The organism is Sorangium sp. So ce375 (assembly GCF_051473855.1).
Taxonomy (GTDB): Bacteria; Myxococcota_A; Polyangia; order Polyangiales; family Polyangiaceae; genus Sorangium.
The window spans coordinates 8,587,079-8,610,215 of the sequence record NZ_CP150335.1; the positions used below are offsets into that span (position 1 = coordinate 8,587,079).

Annotated in this window: 19 protein-coding genes; 8 read left to right on the plus strand and 11 right to left on the minus strand. The window is 70.5% G+C overall.

Annotated features, from left to right (window positions below; translation table 11 throughout):
- The first annotated feature begins 6 nt into the window (after window positions 1-6).
- The 3 genes from WME90_RS31825 (at window position 7) to WME90_RS31835 (ending at window position 3,416) form a co-directional block, all read left to right on the plus strand.
- Window positions 7-669, plus strand: coding sequence for an NrsF family protein (locus tag WME90_RS31825; RefSeq protein WP_437275795.1), 663 nt, complete (start codon window positions 7-9; stop codon window positions 667-669).
- Between the two features lie 159 nt (window positions 670-828).
- On the plus strand, window positions 829-2,112 hold the full coding sequence (locus WME90_RS31830; RefSeq protein WP_437275796.1) for a lactonase family protein: 1,284 nt from the start codon (window positions 829-831) through the stop codon (window positions 2,110-2,112).
- A gap of 83 nt (window positions 2,113-2,195) precedes the next feature.
- Window positions 2,196-3,416 (plus strand): hypothetical protein, encoded by a 1,221-nt coding sequence (locus tag WME90_RS31835; RefSeq protein ID WP_437275797.1) that lies wholly within the window; start codon window positions 2,196-2,198, stop codon window positions 3,414-3,416.
- 58 nt (window positions 3,417-3,474) lie between these two features.
- On the opposite strand, the gene WME90_RS31840 is transcribed toward WME90_RS31835, so the two are convergent.
- The 7 genes from WME90_RS31840 to WME90_RS31870 form a co-directional block, all read right to left on the minus strand.
- Window positions 3,475-4,947, minus strand: a complete 1,473-nt coding sequence (locus tag WME90_RS31840) for a hypothetical protein (protein WP_437275798.1) — start codon at window positions 4,945-4,947, stop codon at window positions 3,475-3,477.
- Window positions 4,948-5,156: 209 nt separating this feature from the next.
- Window positions 5,157-5,318, minus strand: coding sequence for a hypothetical protein (locus WME90_RS31845; RefSeq protein ID WP_437275799.1), 162 nt, complete (start codon window positions 5,316-5,318; stop codon window positions 5,157-5,159).
- 197 nt (window positions 5,319-5,515) lie between these two features.
- Window positions 5,516-5,698, minus strand: a complete 183-nt coding sequence (locus WME90_RS31850) for a hypothetical protein (protein WP_437275800.1) — start codon at window positions 5,696-5,698, stop codon at window positions 5,516-5,518.
- A 107-nt stretch (window positions 5,699-5,805) separates the two neighbouring features.
- Entirely contained in the window at window positions 5,806-6,105 is a 300-nt protein-coding gene (locus WME90_RS31855) for an RNA recognition motif domain-containing protein (RefSeq protein ID WP_437275801.1), read from the minus strand.
- A 671-nt stretch (window positions 6,106-6,776) separates the two neighbouring features.
- Window positions 6,777-7,496 (minus strand): 16S rRNA (guanine(527)-N(7))-methyltransferase RsmG, encoded by a 720-nt coding sequence (gene rsmG / locus WME90_RS31860; RefSeq protein WP_437275802.1) that lies wholly within the window; start codon window positions 7,494-7,496, stop codon window positions 6,777-6,779.
- A 164-nt stretch (window positions 7,497-7,660) separates the two neighbouring features.
- On the minus strand, window positions 7,661-8,119 hold the full coding sequence (locus tag WME90_RS31865) for a VOC family protein (RefSeq protein WP_437275803.1): 459 nt from the start codon (window positions 8,117-8,119) through the stop codon (window positions 7,661-7,663).
- Between the two features lie 305 nt (window positions 8,120-8,424).
- Complete coding sequence (locus WME90_RS31870) at window positions 8,425-9,429, minus strand: quinone oxidoreductase family protein (protein WP_437275804.1); 1,005 nt, start codon at window positions 9,427-9,429, stop codon at window positions 8,425-8,427.
- Window positions 9,430-9,523: 94 nt separating this feature from the next.
- On the opposite strand from WME90_RS31870, the gene WME90_RS31875 reads away from it, so the two are divergent.
- On the plus strand, window positions 9,524-9,850 hold the full coding sequence (locus tag WME90_RS31875) for a winged helix-turn-helix transcriptional regulator (protein WP_437275805.1): 327 nt from the start codon (window positions 9,524-9,526) through the stop codon (window positions 9,848-9,850).
- A gap of 469 nt (window positions 9,851-10,319) precedes the next feature.
- The gene (locus WME90_RS31880) at window positions 10,320-10,589 is read left to right on the plus strand and encodes a hypothetical protein (protein ID WP_437275806.1); all 270 of its coding nucleotides are present in this window, start codon (window positions 10,320-10,322) and stop codon (window positions 10,587-10,589) included.
- A gap of 82 nt (window positions 10,590-10,671) precedes the next feature.
- On the opposite strand, the gene WME90_RS31885 is transcribed toward WME90_RS31880, so the two are convergent.
- Window positions 10,672-12,099 (minus strand): porin, encoded by a 1,428-nt coding sequence (locus tag WME90_RS31885; protein ID WP_437275807.1) that lies wholly within the window; start codon window positions 12,097-12,099, stop codon window positions 10,672-10,674.
- Between the two features lie 485 nt (window positions 12,100-12,584).
- Between WME90_RS31885 and WME90_RS31890 the strand changes: the two genes are divergently transcribed.
- Both WME90_RS31890 and WME90_RS31895 read left to right on the plus strand, forming a co-directional pair.
- Complete coding sequence (locus tag WME90_RS31890; RefSeq protein WP_437275808.1) at window positions 12,585-14,780, plus strand: SUMF1/EgtB/PvdO family nonheme iron enzyme; 2,196 nt, start codon at window positions 12,585-12,587, stop codon at window positions 14,778-14,780.
- 2 nt (window positions 14,781-14,782) lie between these two features.
- On the plus strand, window positions 14,783-16,291 hold the full coding sequence (locus WME90_RS31895; RefSeq protein ID WP_437275809.1) for a hypothetical protein: 1,509 nt from the start codon (window positions 14,783-14,785) through the stop codon (window positions 16,289-16,291).
- 209 nt (window positions 16,292-16,500) lie between these two features.
- Here WME90_RS31895 and WME90_RS31900 read toward each other — a convergent pair whose 3' ends face one another.
- The 3 genes from WME90_RS31900 to WME90_RS31910 all read right to left on the minus strand — a co-directional run bounded on the left by WME90_RS31900 (window position 16,501) and on the right by WME90_RS31910 (window position 20,589).
- The gene (locus WME90_RS31900; RefSeq protein ID WP_437275810.1) at window positions 16,501-17,574 is read right to left on the minus strand and encodes a glycosyltransferase family 2 protein; all 1,074 of its coding nucleotides are present in this window, start codon (window positions 17,572-17,574) and stop codon (window positions 16,501-16,503) included.
- Between the two features lie 1,118 nt (window positions 17,575-18,692).
- Window positions 18,693-19,265 carry a thioredoxin family protein gene (locus tag WME90_RS31905; protein ID WP_437275811.1) on the minus strand — a complete coding sequence of 191 codons (573 nt, stop codon included), beginning with the start codon at window positions 19,263-19,265 and terminating at the stop codon, window positions 18,693-18,695.
- Between the two features lie 76 nt (window positions 19,266-19,341).
- The gene (locus WME90_RS31910) at window positions 19,342-20,589 is read right to left on the minus strand and encodes a glycosyl hydrolase family 18 protein (RefSeq protein ID WP_437275812.1); all 1,248 of its coding nucleotides are present in this window, start codon (window positions 20,587-20,589) and stop codon (window positions 19,342-19,344) included.
- A gap of 372 nt (window positions 20,590-20,961) precedes the next feature.
- Between WME90_RS31910 and WME90_RS31915 the strand changes: the two genes are divergently transcribed.
- Window positions 20,962-22,833 (plus strand): HEAT repeat domain-containing protein, encoded by a 1,872-nt coding sequence (locus tag WME90_RS31915; protein ID WP_437275813.1) that lies wholly within the window; start codon window positions 20,962-20,964, stop codon window positions 22,831-22,833.
- Window positions 22,834-23,137 lie beyond the last annotated feature (304 nt).

Below are 23,137 nucleotides of genomic sequence, written 5' to 3' on the forward strand. Positions count from 1 at the left end.
CGCGACTTGCTGAAAGGCCTTAAGGACATCCCCGATCCCGCGGCCCACCTCGCCGCCCGCCCACCGCCCGCGGTGGTCGAGGCGCCGACCGAGCCGTCGCCGACGCGCCCGGCGCGCGAGCGCCGCGTCGTCGGCGCGATCCTGGCGGGGCTCGCGTGGATCCTGCTCCGGACGTGGGTCGAGGGGTTCCGCGACGACCTGGGGTCGCCCCGGGTCGCCCTCCCGCTCGTCCTCTGGGCGGCGCTCTCCGGCCTCGGCCTGCTTGTCGTGTTCGTGCCGCGCGCCCGGGGCCTGCCGGCCGGTGTGCGGGCGCTCCAGGCGCTCGTCGCCGCGGTGCCGCTCGGGTTCCTGGCCGCGGCGGTCGTGACGACGCGCGCGGCGGACCCGCCGGCGCCCCTGGAGGTGCACCTCGAGTGCAGCGCGGTCGCGCTCAGCATGGCGCTCGTGCCGCTCGCGCTGGCGGCGCTCTTGCTGCGCCGCTCGTTCCTCTCGGCCCCGGCGTGGCGGGGCGCCGCGATGGGGGCCCTGTGCGGGCTCGCGGCTGCGATCGGCATCCACGCGCACTGCTCGCTCGACGAGCTCGTCCACGTCAGCTTCGCCCACGGCCTGCCCATCGCCGCCGGCGCGCTCCTCGGCGCCGCCGCCGGGGCGCTGCGCGGGCGAGCCTGAGGCGCCGCGAGGCGTCGCGGACTCTCCTCCCCGGCCATCGCCGCGGGGCGGCGCGTCCGCCGCGGACCTGTCGCCCCGCGCCGCGAAGAGGATCGCGCCGAGGCGCTTGCGCCGCGGCCCTGGCCAGGGCTAACGCAGCAGGCAGGAGAAAACAGGCCGATGCAGCGCGCGCTCCTCTTTCTGGCGGCAGGAATGTGGCTCGGATGCGGCAGCTCCGGCGCTGGAGCCGCGAACGATGGCGCCACGACGGGCGTGACTGCCGGCGGCGGTGACGACGCGATCCAGGGCGGCGGCGCGAGCGGCAGCAGCACCGGCGGCGGCGGCGCGGCCGGCGGCGGCGTGACCGGCGGCGGTGGAGCGGGCGGCAGCGGAGCGGGCGGCGGCGCGCAGGACGAACGCGCGTTCATGGTCTATGTCGGTGGTCATCAGGGCCTCTTCGTCTTCCGCCTGGACGGCGCCGACGGCGCGCTCTCGGCCGTGCAGGGCCCGCTCGACGCCGAGATGAACCCGACCTTCCTCGCCGTCGACCCCGCGCACGAGCACCTCTTCGCGGTGAACGAGCTGAACGAGGTGGACGGGGAGCTGTCGGGGGCCGTCAGCGCGTTCCGGATCGATCCGCAGGGCGGGACGCTCGCGTTCATCAACAGGGCGTCCTCGAAGGGCGCGGGCCCTGCCCACCTGTCCACGGATCGCGCCGGGCGCTTCGTCCTCGCCGCCAACTACGGCGGCGGGACGGCGGCGGTGCTCCCCGTCGGCCCGGACGGCGCGCTCGGCCAGGCGGTCAGCGACGTGTCCTTCGGGCGCCGGGCGAGATCGCACCACGCCGTGACCGACCCGGCGAACCGGTTCGCGTTCGTCACAAACCTCGGGCTCGACACGATAACGCAGCTCACCTTCGACGCGGACACGGGCCACATGGAGCCGAACGACCCGCCCGCCCTCGAGCTCCCCGCGCGCACGACGCCTCGGCACCTCGAGTTTCACCCGAGTGGCCGGTTCGCGTACGTGATCAACGAGTCTGCCGGCTCGATCACCACCCTGAGCTACGAGCCGTCGCGCGGGACGTTCTCCGCGCTGGCGACCGTCTCGACCTTGCCGGACGGCGTGAGCGCGGAGGATAACGCCTGCGCCGAGGTCCAGGTGTCCCCGTCGGGCAAGTTCGTGTACGGGTCGAACCGCGGCCACGACAGCATCGCCATCTTCGCGGTCGATCCCGAGCGTGGCACGCTCACGCCCGCCGGCCATGCGTCGACGCAGGGCATGACGCCTCGCCATTTCCAGATCTCGCCGACAGGCAAGCTGATGCTCGTCGCGAACCAGGACTCGAACAACATCGTCGCGTTTCACGTGGACGACGCGACGGGCGCCCTCGAGCCGACCGGCCGCGTCACCGAGGTCCCCGAGCCCACCTATGTCGGGATCGTGGCCCTGCCGGACCGGTGACCGCCGGGGCGCCCTCTCCCGCGCCCTGCTCCGGCCGGATTGAAAGACGGATGCGCGCGAGCAGACTTCGTTAGGCTGTTCGTATGATTCCGACGAAGAACAGTTGGCTAGTCTTCGGTCTCGTTGCGATCGCCGCGGGATCGACGTTGGCCTGCACCCCCGAGAGCGCGTCGTCCACCAGCACATCGGACACGTCCGGCAGCGCCGGCACCTCCGGCGGTACGGGCCCCTCCGGCGGAGGGGGCGCTGGTTCGAGCGGCTCCTCCGGCAGCGCTGGCACATCGGGCGGCACGGGCTCTTCCGGCGGCGGTGGCTCGTCCACCGGCGCGGATGCCCTCCCCGCCGGCACGTTCCTCTATGTGCGCGCAGAGACGGCCGATCACGATCATCTCATCGCGCGAGACTTCGCGACGGGCGCCGAGCGCGTAGTCACCGATCTGCGCGGCGACGGCAGTGAAGGTTGGGAGATCTGGGGCCACACCCTCTCGCCCGACCGCACCCGCATCGTCCTCGCTTCGCTCTACGGCCCCACCAAGGAAGACAACGACACCCACCTCGCGACCCGCCGCCTCTGGAGCCTCGCCACCGACGGGACCGACTTCCGCCGCCTCACGCCGGTGTTTCCCAACAACGGCGAGGGCCGTACGAACTTCGAAATCTCGGTGGACGCACCGATGTTCACGGCCGATGGCACCGGCATTCTCTATGACTTTGGCAACTGGTGGTACGAGGGGACGAGCCTCCAAGGAGGCTCGTTCCCGTGGCGCGTGCCCGCGGGAGGTGGCTTGCCGGATTCCTTCCCCACGGTGACGAGCTGCACGGTGATAGAACCTTCGGTCAACCCGGCCACCGGCGAAATCCTCCTCATTCACAGCGTGTGCGTGAATTCGGAGGATGAGGGAATCTTTCTCTATCCGAGCACGGGCGGCACCACCCCTGAGAAGCTCGTGGATTATGGCTACGGCGCAGGCCAACTGCGGCCCTCCCTTACCACGGCGAGCTGGGTCGGCGACGGCAGCGGCTTTGTCTTCGCCGCGGCCGTCGATATTCCGGCCAACGACACGACGGTAGAGACAAGCGCCCTCTTGGCCTACGACATGGCCACAGCCACGATATCCCCCCTCGTGCTCGCCGAGCCCGGAACCTACATCACGAGCGCGACGATCGCTCCCGACGCGACGTCCCTCGTCTACTGCCTGCGCCATGACGACGTGACGGATCTCCACGCCATCGACCTCACGCAGGCCGAGCCCGAGGACAAACCGATCACCACCGACGGCAAGAGCTGCTACCCGGCCTTCTGAAGCGTCGCTAGCGACCTCCACCGCTGTCCGCGACCGATACCGGCCGACCCGGCTTCTTTCACTTGCGCGCCGGCATGCGGAGGACGAATCCGCTCGTGCTCGGCGACGCGACGGGACCCGAGCCGACGTCGATGGACCCGTAGAAGGTGCCGGCGACCCAGAGCGTGCCGCCGGAGGTGAGCGCCATGCCTTCGGAGGAGCCGGCGCTCGACGCGTAACGGTGGAGCGCCGTGACCTCCGAGGGCGCGCTCGCGTGCAGCGCGAACGGGGTGTAGTCGAAGGTGACGAGATCGTCGTAGCGACCCGCCGCGTAGACGCCTCCCGTCATGTCGGGCGCGAGGCCGTACATCGTGCCGCTCGGCTCCGGCGTGATCACCCACTCGGCGGTCCCGCTCTCCGTGAGCTTCGCGACGAACGGCGCGCCCTCGAGGTCCGCGTCCACCGTCGTCCCGAGCACATCGCTCTCGCCGCTCACCGTGCCTGCGAGGAACGTGCCCTCACCGACGGCGATCTCGTTGCCCATGTCGAACTCCGGCCCGCCGAAGCGCCGCGCGAACCGGCTCTCCCCCGCGCTCGAGAAGCGGGCGATGAAGCCCATCATCGTCGAGCCGGCGGGCAGCGACAGCGCCGTGCCGTCGATGGTCAGCGCCCCGTCGGCGTAGCCTGTGATCGACACGTCGCCGCCCTCGTGGACGGCGATGCCGGCCACGGCGCTGCCGGCGCCGCCGGCGTTGTTGAACACCTTGGCCCAGGCGACATCGCCGTCCGGTGTGAGCTTCACGAGGAACGGGGACTCGCCATCCACCGTCAGGGGGCCGTCGCCAAAGTCGATATCGTCGTCGACATAGCCCCCCACGTACACATGGCCCGTGGCGTCGGTCGCGATCGCAAAGCAGCGATCCGCGGCCGCCGAGGCGAAGCGCTTCGCCCAGATCACGTTGCCGTCTGCGTCGAGCTTGGCCACCATGGCGTCGGGATCTTCCGTCGCGCCGGACAGCTTCGTGCCCCCGATCGTGACCTCGCCATAGAGCTCGCCCGCGAAGAGCACATTGCCCGCTCCGTCGACGGTCACGGCCGTCGCGGCGGACTGCTGCGCCGTGACGATGGGCGCCGACCAGAGGAGATCCCCCTCGGGATCGAGGCGGATGAGGAACGCTCCCAGCTTGGTGATCGTCTGGTCGCCCAGCGTGATCTCGCCGAACCCCTCGCCGCTCACGTAGGCGCCGCCGTCGTCGGCTCCGGCGATCGCGATGTGAAACACCATGTTGCTCCCCGCCCCCGCCGGGTGGAGGAAGATGGCGTCAGGCGCGGCGAGATCGACGCCGACGCCCGACCCTCCACCGGTCGCGTCGCCCCCGGCCCCGGTGCCGCCGCCGCCGGTGCTGGCGGCATCGCCGCCGCCGCCTCCCGCACCGCCGCTGCTGGCCGCGGTCGCCGCGGCGGCCCCCCCGGCTCCGCCTCCTCCCGGGCCGAACAGATCGCCGTCGTCACCACACGCCGCGCACAGGAGCCCCAGACCCAACCAGGTCAAGATTCTCATCCACGCACCGTAGACGAGCGGAGCCCGCCCTCGAGCGTCCTTCGCGCTCCGGCGCTCGACAGAGCACGTTCCCCGCGCCAGATATCGCTGAATTTAATCAGCGAGGATGAAAGAAACAGGATCCCGAGGCCGCCCAGCGGCTCCTCCGGGAGGTTGGTATAACCTATTGGAATTAGACAATTTTCAGCACGTTTGCCGCCCTAAGGGATCTCGGGGTCGGTGTGCTTTCGCCACTCGTTCCGCGCGCTCGAGTAGGCGGTCCGGGCGGCGAGCTCGCGCTCCACGCCGGTGATGGCGGGCATCTTGCGATGGCGCATCTCCCCGGGAAGGGTGATCTCCACCTGAGTTCGTGCTTCACGCATCGTGCCGGGCCATCCGCCGGCGGCGGGGCGGCCTTCTCGATGGAGGTCTTGACGCCAGCGCCTGGCCCACGCCTGGCCCAGCGCGTTTGCGCTCTGCTCGATGAATTGTTGCCGTACGGTCGTCAGCACCGAGCCGTCCTGGTCGGCAGCTGGCTCTGACGGGGCGCTCTCGGCGCCCTGGCTCGGCGCTGCGCGCTTCACGCGACGACCGCTGGCTGAAGCCCCGGGGCGATCCGCGCGATGTCCGGATCCTCTCCCGGTGTCCTGCTATCGCCGGAGCCCTTTTCCATGCGGCCCGCGAGGCGGTTCGCGTCTTTCTGGCGCTGCTTCCCTCGCCGTTCGCGTTCCTCTTGCCGCTTCAATGCTCCCTGCTTCTGCATGCGGAACCGGCCTTTCGGCGCCTCCGGGCGCGTTCTTCAGCACCTCGTGGTGCGTCCTGAAAGCGCAGGCGTGGCGGCGCACGAGCGCCGCCACGCCGCGCCCGCCATCAGTACCGGTCGCGCCCGCCGCCGCCGCCGCCGCCGCCGAAGCCGCGCGCCGGACGCTCCTGCGCCTCGTTGACCTTGAGCGCGCGGCCATCGAGGAGGGCGCCGTTCAGCTGCGAGATGGCGCTGTTCGCGGCCTGGGCCGAGCCCATGGTCACGAACGCGAAGCCGCGCGGCTGTCCCGTCTCGCGGTCGGTCGGCATCGCGATCTCACGGACCTCGCCAGCCGCGGCGAACGCAGACTCGAGGGTCTCGCGGGTGGTGCCAAACGAAAGATTTCCTACGTAGAGACGATTTCCCATGCCATCCTGCTCTTTTACGGCTTTCTGGTGCGCCCTGCGGCGCTCTCGGCCTGCCATCCGACGAAGCCGTGACGGATCGAACGGAGACGTGCCGCGCGGAACTCCCGCGCGGTCACACGGTGCGTCGTCCAGTCGTCCGAGCGAGCTGCAATCTCCCTCATGTAGAGAGGGAAGAGGGAAAGCGTCGTTATAGAGGGCCAGGGACGGTCGTGAGGAGGGGCATCCTACCCTGGTACATCGTCGTCCGCAAGCGAGCCGTTCCGTCTTCCGTCGCCGAGCCTGCCGCCGAGCGCGCGCGGCCGGCGAACAACGAGGTCGCATCGGGGCGAAGTGGCCGATGTCCGCGATCGCCGCGCTCCGGCACGCGGCGAATCACCGCGCTCGGCGAGCCCACTGACGTTCCAGCGGGCTCACCCGAACCGTGGGCCGCCGTACTGGCCGTACTGGAAGCGCACCGTCCTCCGCCGTCCATGCCGGAGCGGCCAGGCCTGGGGTGGTCCGCGGCTCAGATCGCGATTCGGCTGTATCGGACTAGAGGATTCATGAAGCCCAGTACCCAGAAGACGACGCCAGCGTTGCGGCCTTCGTGTACATGGTGGTGCACAAAGACAGGCTGACAGCGCCGAGCCTGTGGGCACAATCGTGCGCGGCAAGCGACGCGCTGCCGTGGATCACCGCCCGAAATGGCGCTTCGGCTCCTCCCCCGACTTCCGCAGCATCACGATCTTCCCCGTCGGCGTCCCCACGGTCTTCACGAGGGCGGCCCGCTGTCGCCCGAGGACCCAGCTCGCCTCGGCGAGCTCTTCCTCGGCGCGCTGGCCCTTCACCAGCAGAACGATCCCGTTGGGCCGCACGAAGGGCACCGTCAGGGGGATCAGCATGACCAGGCGCCCCACCGCGCGCGCCGTCACCGCGTCGAACGTGCCGCAGAGATCGCCCTTGCCGAGCTGCTCGGCGCGCTCGGCGCGCACCGACACGTTGGTGAGCCCGAGGGCCGCGGCCACCGCGACGAGGAACGAAGCCTTCTTCTGCGTCGCCTCCACCAGCGTCACCTTCAGATCGGGCCGAGCGATGGCGAGCGGAAGGCCGGGTAGGCCCCCGCCCGAGCCGATGTCGGCGAGGCGCGCCCCCGCGCTCAGCTCCTCCAGCAGGGGCACGAGCGTGAGCGAATCGAGGACGTGCTTCTCCCAGGCCTCGACCGGATCGGTGATCGAGGTGAGGTTGACGAGCTCGTTCATCGCCAGCAGGCGCGCGAGGTAATCGCCGAGCTTGGCGATCACCGCGGCGTCGAGGGTGACGCCGATCGCCGCGAGGCGCTCCGCGAAGCCCTCCGGAGGCGTGAGCGGGGCGGGAGCCGGCAGCGGGAGAGGAGCGCGTTCATCAGGGAGCATGGAGGTCCGCACACCCTAGCAAGGTCCCGCTCGTGAAGCGGCGCAATCCTCGCGCTCGCCCTCCCCGCCCGCTCTGGGCCGTCCTACTTTTTCTCGATGTCGGGATCGTAGCCCTGCCGGACCGGTGACCGGGGCGCCCGCTCCCGGGCGCTCGTGCCTGGTCGCTACATGGCCGAGAGGCGCCTCTGCAGCTCTTCGGGAGAGACGTCCTCGATGCGGCTCGAGAAGGACCAGCGATGGCCGTACGGATCGCGGAGCCAGACCACCCGGTCTCCGTACGGCTTGTCCTGGGGCGGGCGCTCGATCGTCGCCCCTGCCGCCGCGGCCCGTGCGGCGAGCGCATCCACGTCGTCCACGTAGACGATGACCGCCGCGCTGCTGCCGCCCAGCGTCTCGGGGCTGACGGCGCCGAGCTCGGGATACTCGTCCGACAGGAAGAACCGAGCTCGACCGATGGACAGCTCGGCGTGCCCGATCCGCCCGTCGGGCATCGGGATACGCGAGTCCTCGCGCGCGCCGAACGCACGCTTGTAGAACTCGATGGCTTCCGCGGCGCTCCTCGCGCTCAGGTAGGGGAAGCACGTCTGCCCGTCCGGGACGGGGTGGATCTTGCTCTTCGTCATCGTCGCGCTCCTTCGTGCTCGTGCCGGATCGTGGCCTTTCCCCGGGCGATCCGGGTTGTCCGCCATCGTAGGAGCCCGCGCCCGCCGCGTATTGGACGAAATTTACCTGGCGCCCGGCCGCGCGCGCCACGCAGGACGACAACGTCCCTCGCCCCGAGCCGACCTCGTGGCGCGATGGCGCACCGAGAGCTGAGGAGCTGGCGCGCTCCCGTCCCGCAGCGAAGCGAAACGAAGGAAGGCGACCTCTCGATTGAGACGGAGGCCGGCTCGCTGGCAAACGATTCACCTCGTCGTCGCCGCCTGGCTCAGCCCGGCACGAGCACCGGCTTGCCTTCGCCATTGCCGAGCGTCGCCATTGCGTCGTCGATCTGGGTGAACGAGAACGTGCGCCCGAGCGGCGTCTTGAAGTGAGGCCAGCGGAGCAGCTCGCCGATGTGAACCAGCGCGGCGTCTAGCTGCTGCGGGTCGCGGACCGTCGGGCTGGCGAAGTTGGCGAAGCCGCGCAGCGTCAGCCTCTTTGTCGTGAGCAGGGTCGTCGGGAGCTGCACTGGCACGTGGTGACCCCCGAGGTAGCCGTAGCTGTAGACCGTGGAGCCTTGCGCGAGCTGCGGCACCATGCGCGTGAGCAGGGCGCCGCCCACCCCGTCGAAGATCGCCGTCGCGTGGTGGCGCTCGACGGCGTCGGCGACCGCCGCGTCGAAGCCCGCGTCGCTCTGCGCCACGCTCTCCTCCGCGCCGAGCTCGCGCAGCTTCCTGCGGCCGGCCTCGTCGCGCGCGACGGCGACCGCGGGCACGCCGAGCGCGCGCGCCACCCCGACGAGGGCGATCCCGGTGGCCGACGTGCCGGCGGTCACGACCACGCCGTGGTGGCCATCCGCGATCGCCTGCTTCGCGAATGCGTAGGCGGTCATCACGTTCACCAGCGAGCCGCAGTAGTCGCGCGCGTCGAGGCCCTCCGGGATGAGCGCGCAGCACCGCATCGGCATCTGCGCCAGCGTCGACCACGTGCCGACGGTGTGCTCGCTCGGCCACAGCGATCGATAGACCGCCACGCGCCGACCCAGCCAGTCGCTCGGCACGCCCGCGCCGACGGCGACGACAACGCCGGCGCCCGACGCGCCCCACACGTCGTGCTTGCTGCGCGGCACCGCGCGGAGCGGGAGCGGTGGCGCGCTGAGGAAGAACTTGTCGCCGGGGTTGATGGCGCACGCCTCCACGCGGAGGACGAGGTGCTCCGGGGGCGGGTCGCTCGGCTCGGGGACGTCGCGCACGGAGAGGGTTCGCTCGGGGGTGACGCAGAGGGCTCGCATGGTGGGCTCCTTCGACGCGGCATGCGTTCGTGCCCTCACGGTGGTGTCCCGCGCCAGCTCGCGGAAGTACGGAAATTTTTGTTAGTATCCGTTCGTGAAGCCGTCGTCGCTCGAGTGCCCCGTCTCGCTGACCTCGCGCATCATGGGCGGCAAGTGGAAGGCGCGCATCGTCTGGACGCTCATGCGCCTCGGTCGTCAACGCTTCTCCGATCTGCGTCGCGCCGTTCCGCCCATCAGCGATCGCATCCTCACGCGCGAGCTCAAGGAGCTAGAGCGCTGGGGCCTCGTCGAGCGCACCGCGTTCCCCGTCGTCCCGCCCAAGACCGAGTACAGCCTCACCGCGTTCGGCAAGACCCTCGAGCCGATCATGGCCGCGATGGCCTCGTGGGGCACCGCGCACCGCGACCGCTTCGACGACTGACCACAACGGCCAGCCCCTTTCGTCGCGCGGCGGACCGCCGCGAGCCAGTGCACTTTCGCCGGATCGCTGTCCCACGGCGGGGCCTCCGGTAGAGCGCAGCTCCTGCTGGAGTGCCAGTATTCCTTGGTATGCGTGCAGTGACTCGACGCGTCCCAGAGGGCTCGGTTGCGCACCGCGAAAGGGGAAAACCGCAAGGGCGCAAGGGGCGCAAGAAATGAGAGTTGAGAGTTGAGAGTTGAGAGTTGAGAGTTGAGAGTTGAGAGTTCATATATTTTGCCCTCTTCCCCTTGCGCCCCTCGCGTCCTTGCGGTTTTCTTCTCTTCTGTTGATTTCTACGAGGCTCTCATGTGTTCGGCGTTCTAAGCGTCGAGCTCCGCGGCTCTAGCTCTCGTCAATACGGCTCAGCTTTGGGAGAGAGAGCGCGCCATCGCACGGATGCACGCACAGGCCGCGGGCGCGCGCGGTCGTCGTGCTCGTCAGCGCCTCGCTGCTCGCCGACGACGACTTCGCCGAATCTCGCCTTCCCGAGCTCGTCGCCCGCGCCGACGCCGGATCCGTCTGCCTGCTCTCGCTGATCGTCAGCGCCTGCGCGTTCGAGAGCACCGAGCTCGACGCCTATCGCCCGCTCAACGATCCGAGCGAGCCGCTCGACACCTTGCCCGCGGCCGAGCAGGGCAGGCGCCTGCTCGCGGCGGCCGAACAGATCGCGGCCGCCGTGAGCGCGCAGGCAGGGAGCTGATCCACGCTATCTCACCACGTCGAGGGCCGCCGGGGCCCATCGCTCCCAATCGCACGCTCTCGCCGGGCGCGGCCCTCCCCCTTCAGAACGACGCATCGAGCTGGAGGCGGCCGACGTGGCGCGCGTCAGCGTCCTCTTTGCCGAAGATGTAGAAATAGTCGCCCTGGAACTTCAGCGCATATCCGTTCAGATACACATTGAGCCCGCTGCCGACCTGCTTGCCCTGCGCGTCGACGAGATCGACGAGCTTCGGATCGGTGCCGCGCTCCGCGAAGATCTGGTCCCAGCGCGCGGCGACCTCGACCCGATCGGTCAGCAGGTAGCCCGCCTGGACGAAGTAGCCGTACCCCGACCGGGTCCACTCCCGCACCGCCGCGCCGTCGGCCTCGCCCTCGAAGGAATCCTTCTCGGCGTGGCGCACGATGGCCTCGCCCGCGAGCGAGAAGCCGGCGTATTTGAACACGAGATCGGCCGCGCCGTGCAGGTAGTCGGCCGCGCCGAGCGTGAGCGTCGTGCCGAAGGTGCTGTTCTGGCGGTTGGTCTGGTGGTTGTAGGCGCCGGTGACGCCCACCGCGAGCCGGGGCTTCGCCTCGCGGGAGAGGTCGGCGTCCTGGTCGTCGTCGAACGCGCCGAACGGGCGGAGGGCGAGCCGCGCCACAGCGAGCGGGCCGTGCTCCTGGCCGCCGAAGCGATTGCGCCCCTCGCCGCCGCCGACGAAGAGGTTGTACGACAGCTTGCCTCCCAGGCCGAAGAGATCGGGCGACGAGAACATCAGGCCGACGTCGCGATCGAGGTTGAACTCGCGGACGGCGATCGGGCGATCCGTCTGTTGGAGGGAGACCTCGCGCAAGGTCCGCGCCCGGTTGAACGGGGTCAGGAACTGGCCGACACGCACGTTGAGATCGCGGATCCCGGTGTACTCGACGAAGGCGTCGAAGATGGGAGAAGGGCTGTCCTTCTCGAAATCGTTTCCGCCGAAGGCGAGCTGCACGTTGTACTTGAGATCGGGCGAGAGGAGTTGACCGCTCGTCGTGAGGCGCACCGTCCTCACGTTGATCTCGTTCGTGTCGTCCTCGCCCACGTGGGTGATGGTCTCGCGGATCTGCAAGCGGGCCCGGATCGTGGACGAGAAGCTGTCGTCCGCCGTCTTGACGGTGAAGCCCTTTCCAGGAGCCGCCGTCACCTTGACGCCGCCGCCCTTGTCCTTCGCGGCCTCCGCCTGCTGCTTCGCCGCGCTCGCCCGCTCCTCGGCGGCCGCCTTGCGCTCGGCCTCGAGGCGCTCGAGCAGCGCGCGCTGCTGCTGCTCGAGCTCCGCGACCCGGCGGCTCAGCGGATCGACGCCGGCCGCCGCCCCGGTCTCCTGCAGCGCCGGAGGCGACGCCGGGGCCGGGGCCTGCGGCGGCGCCGCGGGCTGCTGGGCGGACGCCTGCAAGGGGAGAGCGGCGGCGAAGAGCGAGAGCGCAGCTGCCGCGCGGACCGTGTGCGACTTCTTTCCGTTGATCGATTTCAAGCGCCTTTATCCTCGGCTCGAACCAACTGCTGACGGCGCACGGCGCACGACGCGCGGCGCGCACGGCCGGCACCAGCCGCCGGTGCGAAGGCACACCACGCCCTCGCCGGCAGCGGACCATCGCTCCCCGGCCTGCGCTCCGCGCCCACGCACGACGCGCAGACGAGAGGCCGCGGTTCACGAGCACCCGGCTGGCCAGCAGCGACGCCAGCAGGGAACCACCGTGACAACGTCCAATATAACGGACGCCGATGGCTGTCAAGCGATGGAGGACGCCGAGAATGGCGCTCGAATGAGGGCTTCCCTACCGTCAAACGGTCTCGAAACGTCCGCCTTGGCGGACGCCGAGGAGGGGCAGCGCCTCCGGCCCGGCGAGGGCGCCGGATCGCGCGAAAGGGTTCCAACCGACCGCGAGGCAACTAAGATGGCCCCGACGCACGCACGAGGCCTCCGATCGGCGCCCCGTCGCGGTGCGTAGGGATCTCATGAGCCAGAACCCGGACCGCAGCGACCCGCTGAACATCTCCGGCAGCCTGATCGCCGACAAGTACAGGATCGGCCACGCCGTGGGCGAAGGCGGCTTCAGCGTCGTCTACAGGGCCGAGCACGTCATCTGGAAGCAGCCCGTCGCCCTCAAGTGCTTCACCCTCCTCGCGGACGCGCCGGCCGAGCAGCGGGAGCAGCTGCTCCAGTCGTTCATCCAGGAGGGCAAGCTGATGACCGAGCTCTCCAGCCGCTCGGCCGCGATCGTCCAGGCCCGCGACATCGGCACGTTCAACGCGCCGGACGGGCAATGGCTGCCCTACATGGTCCTCGAGTGGCTCGACGGCAAGCCGCTCGATCAGGTCCTCTTCGACGAGACCAGCGAGGGCGCGCCGCCCCGCGACCTGCGCGCCACGATGGCGCTGCTCGAGTCGGCGGCGATCGCGCTCGATCTCGTGCACTCGCGGAACATCGCGCACCGCGACATCAAGCCGGCGAACCTGTTCGTCATCGGCCAGCCGCGCGACGCCTCCACGTTCGTGAAGGTGCTCGATTTCGGCATCGCCAAGGTGATGGCCGATCACGCGGCGGCGGCGACGGCGCTGGCCCACACGGGCAAGGACATCACCGCGTTCACGCCGAGCTACGGCGCCCCCGAGCAGTTCAGCCGCACGCACGGCGCGACCGGGCCCTGGACCGACGTCTTCGCGATGGCGCTCATCATGATCGAGGTGATGCTCGGCGGAGCGCCGGCGCTGCAGGGCGACGACTACCTCCAGCTCGCGGTCGCGAGCCGCGATCCGTCGCGCCGGCCGACCCCGCGGACGCTCGGCCTCACGGTCAGCGACGAGGTCGAGGCGGTCTTCGCGAAGGCGCTCGCCGTGGCGCCGGCGGACCGCTTCCCCACCATGGGCCGCTTCTGGTCGGCGCTGCACCGGGCGCTCTTCCCCGAGGACCCGGCCTGGGCGCTCTCCACGGGCGGCGGCTCGCTCGCGCCGCCGTCCGGCGCGTCGTCGGCCCGCGCGTCCGCCCCGCGGCTCCCGTCCTCGCCGCGGATCTCGCTGCAGGCGCAGACCGCGCCGACGATGGCGGCGCCCTCCACGGCCCCGGGGCCGCTGCCCTCGCTGACCTCGCAGCCGGTCTCCGTGGCGGGCGCGACCACCGCGGGCGGCGCGGCGGCGCCGAAATCGAAGGGCGCGCTGGTCTTCGGCGGCGTCGCGCTCGCGCTCGCGGCCGGCGGCGCCATCACCTGGAGCCTGCTGCGCAGCGCGCCGCCCGGCGAGGACGCGTCGCGGAGCGCGCCGGTCGCCACCGCGTCCGCGGCGGCGCCGACGGCGAGCGCCACGGCCGTGGCAGCCGCGCTCCCCGCGCGGCAGACCGAGTGCCCTGCCGGCATGGTGCTCGTCCCCGGCGGCAAGTTCTTCATGGGCTCCGACGAGCCGGACTTCAAGCTGTGGCAGCCCGCGCACAAGGTGACGATCGACACGTTCTGCATCGACGTCCACGAGGTGACGGCGGGCGACTACAAGGAGTGCTCGGACAAGGGGGAGTGCAAGCGGCCCCCGCCCGCGCCCGACTTCCCGAACACGAGCGGCGCGCCCGCCGCCGCGCACCAGAAGACGCTGAAGGCCCTCGCCGAGCAGTGCACCTTCGGCAAGCCCGAGCTCGCGAAGCACCCGATCAACTGCCTGCCGTGGAGCCTCGCGAACGCCTACTGCCAGGTCCACGGCAAGCGCCTGCCGACCGAGGCGGAGTGGGAGTACGCGGCGCGCGGCTCGGACGGGCGCAAATTCCCCTGGGGCGACATGGCCGGCGACCAGACCTTCATGAACGCGTGCGGCACCGAGTGCACGGCGTGGGAGAAGGCGCACGGGCTCACGCCGAGCGATCGCATGTACGAGGCCGACGACGGGTTCCCCGGCACGGCGCCGGTCGGCTCGTTCCCGAACGGCAGGACGAAGTTCGGGGCCGACGACGTGGTCGGCAACGTGTGGGAGTGGACCGCGGACTGGTTCGAGACCTACAAGGACGAGGAGCAGGTGAACCCGAAGGGGGCGCCGGCCGGCGATCGCAAGGCGATCCGGGGCGGGGCCTACAACGGCGGCTTCGCGCTCTGGCTCAACCCGGCGTTCCGCTACCACCAGCTCGCGGCGGCGAGCGCGCCGGGCATCGGCTTCCGCTGCGCCGCGCGCCTGTAGCCGTGCCGGTCCCCGCGTCCCAGCTCGCGAACCCCTCGATCGCCGGCCCGCTCGGCACGCTCGCGTTCTCGCAGGTGCGCCCGCTGAGCTCGTCGCTCGCGCTGCGCGCGATCCGCTGGCACCAGAGCCTGGAGCGGCTCGGGGTGGTCCTGCCGTTCGCGCTGGTGCACGACGCGGGCCTGCTCTTCTCGACGCCGCGCGAGCAGCTGGAGCTCGGCCCGCGCTGCGATCCGCGGGAGCTCGCGGGGCGGCTGCGCGACCCGGAGCGCATCGTGGAGGGGTACCGGGCGGTGCTCCGGGAGCTCGCCGAGAGCGAGGCCGCGCGCTGCGCGGCGCAGCTCCGGATGAGCGACGACCTGGTCACGGTGGTGCTCTCGCGCCTGTTCGGCGCGGTCGCGGCGCGCACCCACGCGCCGCCGGCGTACCGCGCGATGCTCCCCGCGGACGCGTCGCTCTTCGAGGGGATCGAGCCGCAGCTGCGCGGCCTGTTCCTGTCGGCGCGGCGCGAGTTCGAGCAGCGGGCGCTGGAGGCGCTCGACGTCTCGAGGCTGTACGTGCTCACGATGTCGGACGCGCTCGACATCGAGACGCTGCGCCTGTTCGGCATGCTGGGCTCGGAGGCGTCGGCCGGGGCGCTCGCCCAGGTCGACCTGCTCGCGGCGCTCTCGTCGCCCGAGGCGAACGACATCGTGAATTTCTCGCTGGAGATCCTGCCGAGCGTGCTCGAGACGAAGACGCGCCCGGCCGCCGGCACGACGGCGGCGCACGGCTACTCGGGGCTGGGCACGCGCGGCTCGATCGACAGCATGGTGCTGACGGAGCTCGCCTGGGACGACATGGAGCTGGCGCGCCGCATCGCGGACAACGAGGTGCTGTATTTCGCCCGCGAGCAGAGCCGGGACGAGCAGCGGCGCATCCATTATTTGCTCATCGACGCGTCGGCCTCGATGCGCGGGGATCGGCAGACGTTCGCCCGGGGGATGGCGATCGCCACGGGCAAGCGGCTCCTGCTGGAGGGCGAGGACGTGGCGTTCCGCTTCTTCGACGCGCGGCTCTACGAGCTCTACCGGGCGAAGAACGGGCAGCTGCCGACGGCGCACCTCCTGTCGTTCAAGGGGGAGCGCGGCAGGAACCCGGCGCGCGTGTTCGCGGAGCTGGCGACGGATCTCGATCTGACGCGGCACCACGATCCGCGCACGCCGGTGGTGCACCTCTTCACGCACGCGGCGCTCTACATTCCGCGGGAGATGGTGCAGGCGGTGCAGAGCCACGCGCACATCTCGGCGGTGTTCATGCTGCCTTCCGGGGGGCAGCTCGACCTCGAGTACCTCGACTTGCTGGACGCGCACTGGGTGGTCGACCACGCGACGGTGGCGAGCGGGGCGGCTCGGGCTAGCGCGGCCAAGGCGATCCTTGGAGAGAAAGAGCGGCCGGACCGACAGGAACGGCCCGAGGAGGGAGGTGCCGCCGCACGGCGCCTGGGGGCCCCGCCGAACTCGCGCGTGGCCTGAGCCTTGCCCGTTGGGCAAGGCTCAGGCCACGCGCTCAGACATCGGCCCATCCCCCAGGCGCCGTGCGGCGGCACCTCCCTCCTCGGGCCTGCGGTTAAGGATAAGCGGGCGGGAGCGAGGGGCGCTCGTGGACGTCGTTGGCTTTTTTGGTCGAGACGGTGCGACACCAGCGGGCCGTGGCGATGGAGAGGCAGGGGGCGCGGCTCGGGTTACCGCGCCGGGAGGCGCTCGCGCGGCTCGGGGCCGACGGTGCGTGCGTGCTGGAGGAGCCCCGCCCAGACACCCACGCCATGGGCGAAGTGAATTATCGGGAAGATCGCGCAGAGCAGCGGGAGATCGCTCAGCGCGCCGCGCCGCGCGGCGCGACCCGACTCGACAAGGACAATGACAGCGTAGGCGGTCGCCTGCGCACCGAGCACCGGCCAGAGCGACGGCACGACCACAGAGCCCGCCGTGAGCAGCGCGAAGCTCGTCACCATGAGGAAGGGGATGAATGGGCGCACGGACAGAAGACGACGATGAGTCAACAGCGTTCGCGCACGCCCCTTGCCATAGGCGAAGTACTGCCTCACGACAGCGGAGATGGATGAGCGTGGGTAGTAGTACACCTGGATGTCCCGCGACAGGTAAACTTTGCCTCCGGCCTCGATGATCCGCTGGTTCAGCTCGGCGTCCTCGTTTGTCACCGCGTTCGTGTCGTAGAGTCCGACGACATCGAACACCTCACGACGGAAAGCGCCGTTGAACACCGACTCCACGAACCCCTCTCGAGACGCGTCCCGGTAGGCCGATCCGCCCACCCCGAGCGGACTCGACAGGACCGCACACAGCACCCGCTGGAAGTCGTTCCGACTCCGCGGGCGGGCAGCGCCCCCGGCGTTCACTGCCCCGGTCCTGCGCAGCGCGGACACCGAGGCCATCACGTAGCTCTCGTCGTACTCGGCGTGCGCGTCCATCCGGATGATCACGTCACCGCGCGAACGCTCGATGCCGATGTTCATCGCGGCCGACTGGATCCGCCGCGGGTTGTCGACGAGGACGACGCGCGGATCCTCGGCCGAAATGCGCGCAACGATCTCGCGCGTCGCGTCCGTCGAGCCGCCGTCCACGACGAAGATCTCGATGCGGTCAGCCGGGTACCGCTGCGCGCGAACGCACCGGAGCGTCGACTCGATATAATGCTCCTCGTTGTAACAAGGAATGACAATTGTACAAAAAGGATGCTCTGGAAGCGGCGGAACATCGATAATACTGCCTCGACGTGATTCCGTATGCTGATGCATGAGCTGTCCCCCTTGCCGCAAACACAAAGCCTGGGGCGTGCCCTGAAGCAAAATGAGCTCAAGCCCCTAGCTCATCGCCACGTTACGATGTCGCTGGACTCCAGACCTCCGCACCGCCGGTCGTTCGGGTCGGACCGCACGCAACGGGTCTGCATCCGAGATGCAGAACAGTACCCGGAGGCGAGATTCTCCGCAAGTTTCACCGGTTTTCTGGCCAAGAAAATTGCCAGGGATCTCATCTGCCAACTCGATACCTCCGGACACACCCGTGCAGGCCCATCGGTCGCGCCATGCACGCTGTAGGCGTCGCGAGCTCGTACCGCGCCCTATCCGCGAGGCGCGCTATCGCGAGGAAGTCCCGGGATACGTCGCAGGTGACAAGGAGCCCCGGGGCCATGGCGAGCTCAGCAACGTGGGCCGCAGGCACCTCCGCGAGCACGCAGGCTCGGTCATCATCGCCGAGTGTCACCAGCCCATGTAGGTGCGCGTGAGATGGTCATCCCAGCGGCGCGTCACGAACAAGGCTAAATGGTGCCGTGACTGGATCCATGGAGCAGTGAAGTCCGCGGCTCCTCGACCCTGGCCGTGAACGCCGCCTCGTTCGTTCGTTGTCTCGAAGCCGCGTCAGCGTCGACCGCCTCCGCAGATGGGCTTCGTACAGCGAAAACAAAACAAACCGTCTCGGAGCGCTCTTTCACGCGCGATTTATTATTGTTTCATACTTCACATTGTCAAGCTGCGCGCGGCGGGAATGGCCTCCGCGCTGACCAGGCCGGACAGCGTGCGTCCAACGCGATATCGGGAGCCCGATCGGACACCGAGGCGAACACGCGTTCGAGGGAGCTCGCGCTCAGCGTCGGGCGCGCGAGCTGCGTATGCGTAAGGCCGATTTCATGTGAACGCTGCGCCCGGAGCAGACGCATCGCACGCGTCCGGCCGGAACGGCCGCGGCGCTTCGCTTCCGAGGTGTCCAGCGGCGCCGCCCTTGTCGCAAAGCGGGCTCACGCGTTCGTGTGTGTCTGTCCACGCCACGATGACTCGGGCTGCCGGCTGGTGCTCACGCTGGCGCGCCATGGGCCTTCGGATCCGACCGGCGGTGATCCCTACGAAATTCGTCCCTAATACGCCGGCTCATTGCCGGGTTTCCACTTGATGTTGCAGCCGATGCTCGGGCGCTGATCCGAGGGGACGGGCGCCGAGGAGAGCACCGCGTCGATGGCGGCGCGGAGATCGCGGCCAGTCACGGGGACGTCGTTGCCAGGGCGGCTGTCGTCGAGCTGACCGCGGTAGACCAGCCGGCGATCCGGGCCGAACAGGTAGAAATCCGGCGTACAGGCGGCCCGGTAGGCCCTGGCGACCTGCTGCGACTCGTCGAGGAGGTAAGGGAACGTGTAGCCGACCTCCCGCGCCTCCCTCGCCATCGCCTGGGCGTTGTCCGCTGGGTACGCGACGACATCGTTCGAGTTGATGGCCACGATGGCGACGTCGTCAGCGCCATAATCGCGCCCCAGCCTGGCGAGCTCGTGGCGGATGTGTTTGACGAACGGACAATGATTGCAGATGAACATCACGAGGAGCGCCCTCTGCCTCGTGAAATCCGAGAGCGCGACTTGCTTTCCATCGAAGTCGGGCAGCCTGAAGTCGGGCGCCGGGGTGCCCAGCTCAAGCATCGTGGACGGGGTGCGTGCCATGACAGGGTTCTCCTCTCGCTGTGACGGCGCGCACCCTACCACGCCGCGGCCCCCGCCGCGGAGCGCCTCCCTCGGATCACCTCGGGAAGTGGCGCTCGATCATCGAGAAGAACGCCGCCCCGCCCGGCTCGCCGCCGATGCTCCAGTACGTCACCCCGCCGAGCCCGCCCTGCTCGGCTGCGACGACCTTCTCCTCGAGCGACGCGAGGTCCTCGAAGAAGACGTGCTCTCCGCTCGCCAGGACCCGGTTCGGCGACCTCCCCGACGCGGTCCGCCCGCCCTCGTCGTCCGGGCAAGAGCTCATATGATCGGTGCTCGTCTCGTAGCGGTCCCCCGCGAGCTCCAGGCACTTGCTGAGCGGCTCGCACCCCACAACGGAACCCCCGCTCCCCGGCGCCGCCCCGACGAGCCCGTAGTTCGGCAGCCCGAAGATGAACTTCTCGCGGCGCGCGCCGCCGTCGAGCGACCCGATGTACGAGACGGTCTCCTTCAGCCACCCGAGCGGCGCGACCGGGCCGACGTGCGCTCCGCCGTGCCAGTGGTAGTCGTAGCCCATCACGTGCACGTGATCCGCCGAGGCGCTCAGCGCCTCGTAGTCGAACACGCCCCTCGCGGACGCGACCGCCGGCACCGCGAGCGAGAGCTCCTTTCCGCGCGCGTGGAGGGCGCGCGCGAGCTCGTCGACGAACGCCGAGAACGCGGCCCGCTCGGCCCGGACAGCCTCGCCCGGCCCGAGGACGGACGAGAGGTGCTCGTAATCGATGTCGATCCCGTCGTAGCCGTTCTCCATCACGAGCGAGACGATGCCCGCCACGTGCCTCTCCCGGAGCGCGGGATCGTGGAGCATGGCGTGCACCGCGACGACATCGGGCCGGTCGATGGCGGCGATGAGGGGGATGAGCCGGGTCCGCGCGCCGCCGGCCGTCGTGCCGTCGAGGACGCGCCGGTCGTGAAAGCCGGCGAACGGAGCCTCCCGGCCGCGCGGGTGGTTCTCGAACGTCGTCGGCGAGGCGACGCGCCACCACTTCGGGTGGACGGCGTCGAACGCGCCGGCGTGCGCCGCGAAGGTGTCGTATCCGAGCTCCGTCGACTCGGGATCTCCGAGGAACTCGTGCAGCCATCCGCAGAAGCGGTGATCGCCCGGCGCCTCCCCGCCCGGCGCGCGCGCCGCCTGGCCCGCGCGCCGCGCGCCGGGCGCGGCCGACGCGGAGAGCTCGGCGCTCCCGACCTCGTCGAGCAGCGGCGCGCGCTCGCCCGCGCCGCCGCAAGACACGGAGACAGCGGCGGAGCAGGCGAGCATCAGAGTCTTGTGGAACAACTTCATATCGGCCGCGCTCTAGCAGCCCGCCGCCGCATCGACAGCCCGGTTCTCACGCTTGCGCGGGCCGCCTCACGCCGAGCCCGCGATGCGCCATTTGACGGCTACTCCATTCCCGCGCCCCTAAGGGATCGCCTTATTTTGCAGCCCTTTTCAGCGGAGAGATCGAACAGGGAGGCGAGGAGACAGGGAGTATTTTGAAGATTTCTCTCCCCGCCTCCCCGCCTCCCCGTCTCCCTGTGAATTTTCCGAAGAATTCGAGGGGATGCCTCGGCCCTCGCGCCTCGCTCCGCCGGCGGCCGGGCCGGCGACGCCCGCGCGAGCGCGCGCCCGCCGCTCCCTCGGCCAGGGCCGTGGTGTACTACGCTCGCTCCCGGCATGACCCAAGGCGTCCGCCCCCTGCACGAGCTCCGCGACGAGGCCCGCTCCGCGCTGGCCAGGAGCGATCTCCCGCGCGCGCGCGACGCGCTCTTCAGCGCCCTCCAGCACACCATCGCCCGCGAGGAGGAGTACGTCGCCATGACGGACGAGCTCCGCGACGTGCTGGTCCGGCTTGGCGACGCGCGGAGCGCGCTCACGGTCTCCTGGTACGCGGGCAACGAGCAGAGCCAGCGCCCGCTCATCGCCCAGGTCCCGCCGATCGACCGCGCCCGCACCGTGCTCGCCTGGGCCGAGCGCGAGCAGGATCCCGAGCGGCAGAAGCGGCTCTACGGCCGCGCCGCCGACGAGTACGAGGCCGCCGGCCTCGTCGCGCAGGCCGCCATCGCCCGCGAGCGCGGCCAGGACTTCGCCCGCGCCCGCGCCCTCTGGTCGCGCCTCGCCCAGCTGCTCTCCTCGTCGGGCAGCGACCTCTACGCCGCCGGCCTCGCCCGCTTCAACCTCGCCCGCACCTCGCTCCGCACGGGCGACGCCGCGGCGGCGCGCGAGGCCGTCTTCGCCTCCGTCCACCTGCTCGAGGAGGCCGCCGACAGGTACGAGACCATCGGCCAGCGGGAGCGCGCCTTCGACTGCTACCAGGTCCTCATCGCCATCGGGCGCGAGAGCCGCGCCTTCGAGCACGTCCTCGAGGGCTACGTGAACGTCATCCGCATCCTGCGCGAGGACCACCTGCGCTACTACGCGCTCCAGTCCTACGAGGAGGCCGTCGCCGCGGCCGAGAAGCAGGGCGAGATCTCCGCCGCCGCCACGCTCGCCCGCGAGATGGCCGCGTACGCCCGGAAAGAGGGCCTCGCCGCCGTCGCCAACTTCGCCGTGCTCGCGCAGGCCCGCCTCTGGCAAGAGGTGTCCACCGTCTCGCAGAAGCGCGCCGCCCCGCCCGAGATCGCCGAGAACGCGCTGCTCGCCGCCGTGATCGCGCTCGGCGAGGCGGGGCAGTACAGCAAGGTGGGCGCCGTCTACCGCGCCCTCACGCAGCTGCCGCTCGAGGAGGCGCGGAAGAAGCACTACGCCCGCGCCGGCCGCCGCTACGTGAACGCGCAGGACCTGCCGATCGACGCGTCGCCGCTGCCGGCCCACCTCCGCCACGAGCTCGGCTTCCCCGAGGTGTGGCACATCGACCTCGTCGAGTGGGAGCAGGCCGGCAGCGCGGCCCAGGCGTGCGGCGACATCGTGCTCGATCCCGCGCAGTGGTCCGAGGTCACCCGCCGCCGCGCCATGCTCGCCCGGCTGACCGCGCTCGCCGTCGAGGGCGCGGCGCCCGAGGCCGCCCCCGCGCACCGATCGCCCGCGCAGCAGCTCATCAGCCTCGCCGAGCAGCTCGCGACGGTCGAGCTCTACACGATCCTCTCGCCGCTCGAGCACCTGTTCCGCCGCCCCGAGCCGAAGATCCGGGTGGCCGTCGTCCGCGCGCTCTCCCGCTTTCTCTACAAGCGCACGTTCATCACGCTCCGCGACGCGCTCATGGATCCCGACCCCACCGTGGTCCACGAGGCCGCGCGCGCGCTGGAGGAGCTCCGCTTCGCCCACGCCTTCGATCCGCTCGCCCGCATCTACCGCGAGTCGCAGGCCCCCGCCGTGCGCGCCAGCGCCGTGCGCGCGATCGCGAAGATCGACACCCTCGAGGCCGGCGAGATGCTCCTCGGCATCCTCCAGCACGAGGGCGCCGAGGAGCGCGCCGCGGCCGTCGAGGCGCTCAAGCGCGCGCGCGGCATGAAATTCGTGGAGCTCGCCCGCGGCTCGCTCGCCGAGCTGCCAGGCTCCGCTCAAGCGGTGGTGCGAGAGATCCTCCAGAGTCGTGGGCTCAACCCCTGAGCGCACGAGCGCGCCCGTACGACGACAGCGCGCGTTGACCGCGGCGCGCCGCGCCGCGCCGCGCCGGGGCGCCACAACGGACCACGACGGAACAGCGCGGCGGTGATCTCCTGTCTGGACAACGAGCGCAGACTGCGCCTGCCTCCTCCCCTCACTCACGCGCAGAAGACCGCCTCAGACGAGCAACCCCGCGATTGCGCGCTGCGGCAAAGGGATTCCCCTAACGACTTTGGATCTCCCAGTGCCTGTTGAGGGTGCACGTCGACATCCAGTCGGGATACCCTGCACGCGCCAATCCAACTCA

Coding starts and splice junctions, on each gene's coding strand:
- WME90_RS31830 (WP_437275796.1), top strand. CDS start 829: ATGCAGCGCGCGCTCCTCTTTCTGGCGGCAGGAATGTGGCTCGGATGC.
- WME90_RS31835 (WP_437275797.1), top strand. CDS start 2,196: ATGATTCCGACGAAGAACAGTTGGCTAGTCTTCGGTCTCGTTGCGATC.
- WME90_RS31845 (WP_437275799.1), bottom strand. CDS start 5,318: ATGCGTGAAGCACGAACTCAGGTGGAGATCACCCTTCCCGGGGAGATG.
- WME90_RS31850 (WP_437275800.1), bottom strand. CDS start 5,698: ATGCAGAAGCAGGGAGCATTGAAGCGGCAAGAGGAACGCGAACGGCGA.
- WME90_RS31855 (WP_437275801.1), bottom strand. CDS start 6,105: ATGGGAAATCGTCTCTACGTAGGAAATCTTTCGTTTGGCACCACCCGC.
- rsmG (WP_437275802.1), bottom strand. CDS start 7,496: ATGCTCCCTGATGAACGCGCTCCTCTCCCGCTGCCGGCTCCCGCCCCG.
- WME90_RS31865 (WP_437275803.1), bottom strand. CDS start 8,119: ATGACGAAGAGCAAGATCCACCCCGTCCCGGACGGGCAGACGTGCTTC.
- WME90_RS31870 (WP_437275804.1), bottom strand. CDS start 9,429: ATGCGAGCCCTCTGCGTCACCCCCGAGCGAACCCTCTCCGTGCGCGAC.
- WME90_RS31890 (WP_437275808.1), top strand. CDS start 12,585: ATGAGCCAGAACCCGGACCGCAGCGACCCGCTGAACATCTCCGGCAGC.
- WME90_RS31900 (WP_437275810.1), bottom strand. CDS start 17,574: ATGCATCAGCATACGGAATCACGTCGAGGCAGTATTATCGATGTTCCG.
- WME90_RS31905 (WP_437275811.1), bottom strand. CDS start 19,265: ATGGCACGCACCCCGTCCACGATGCTTGAGCTGGGCACCCCGGCGCCC.
- WME90_RS31910 (WP_437275812.1), bottom strand. CDS start 20,589: ATGAAGTTGTTCCACAAGACTCTGATGCTCGCCTGCTCCGCCGCTGTC.
- WME90_RS31915 (WP_437275813.1), top strand. CDS start 20,962: ATGACCCAAGGCGTCCGCCCCCTGCACGAGCTCCGCGACGAGGCCCGC.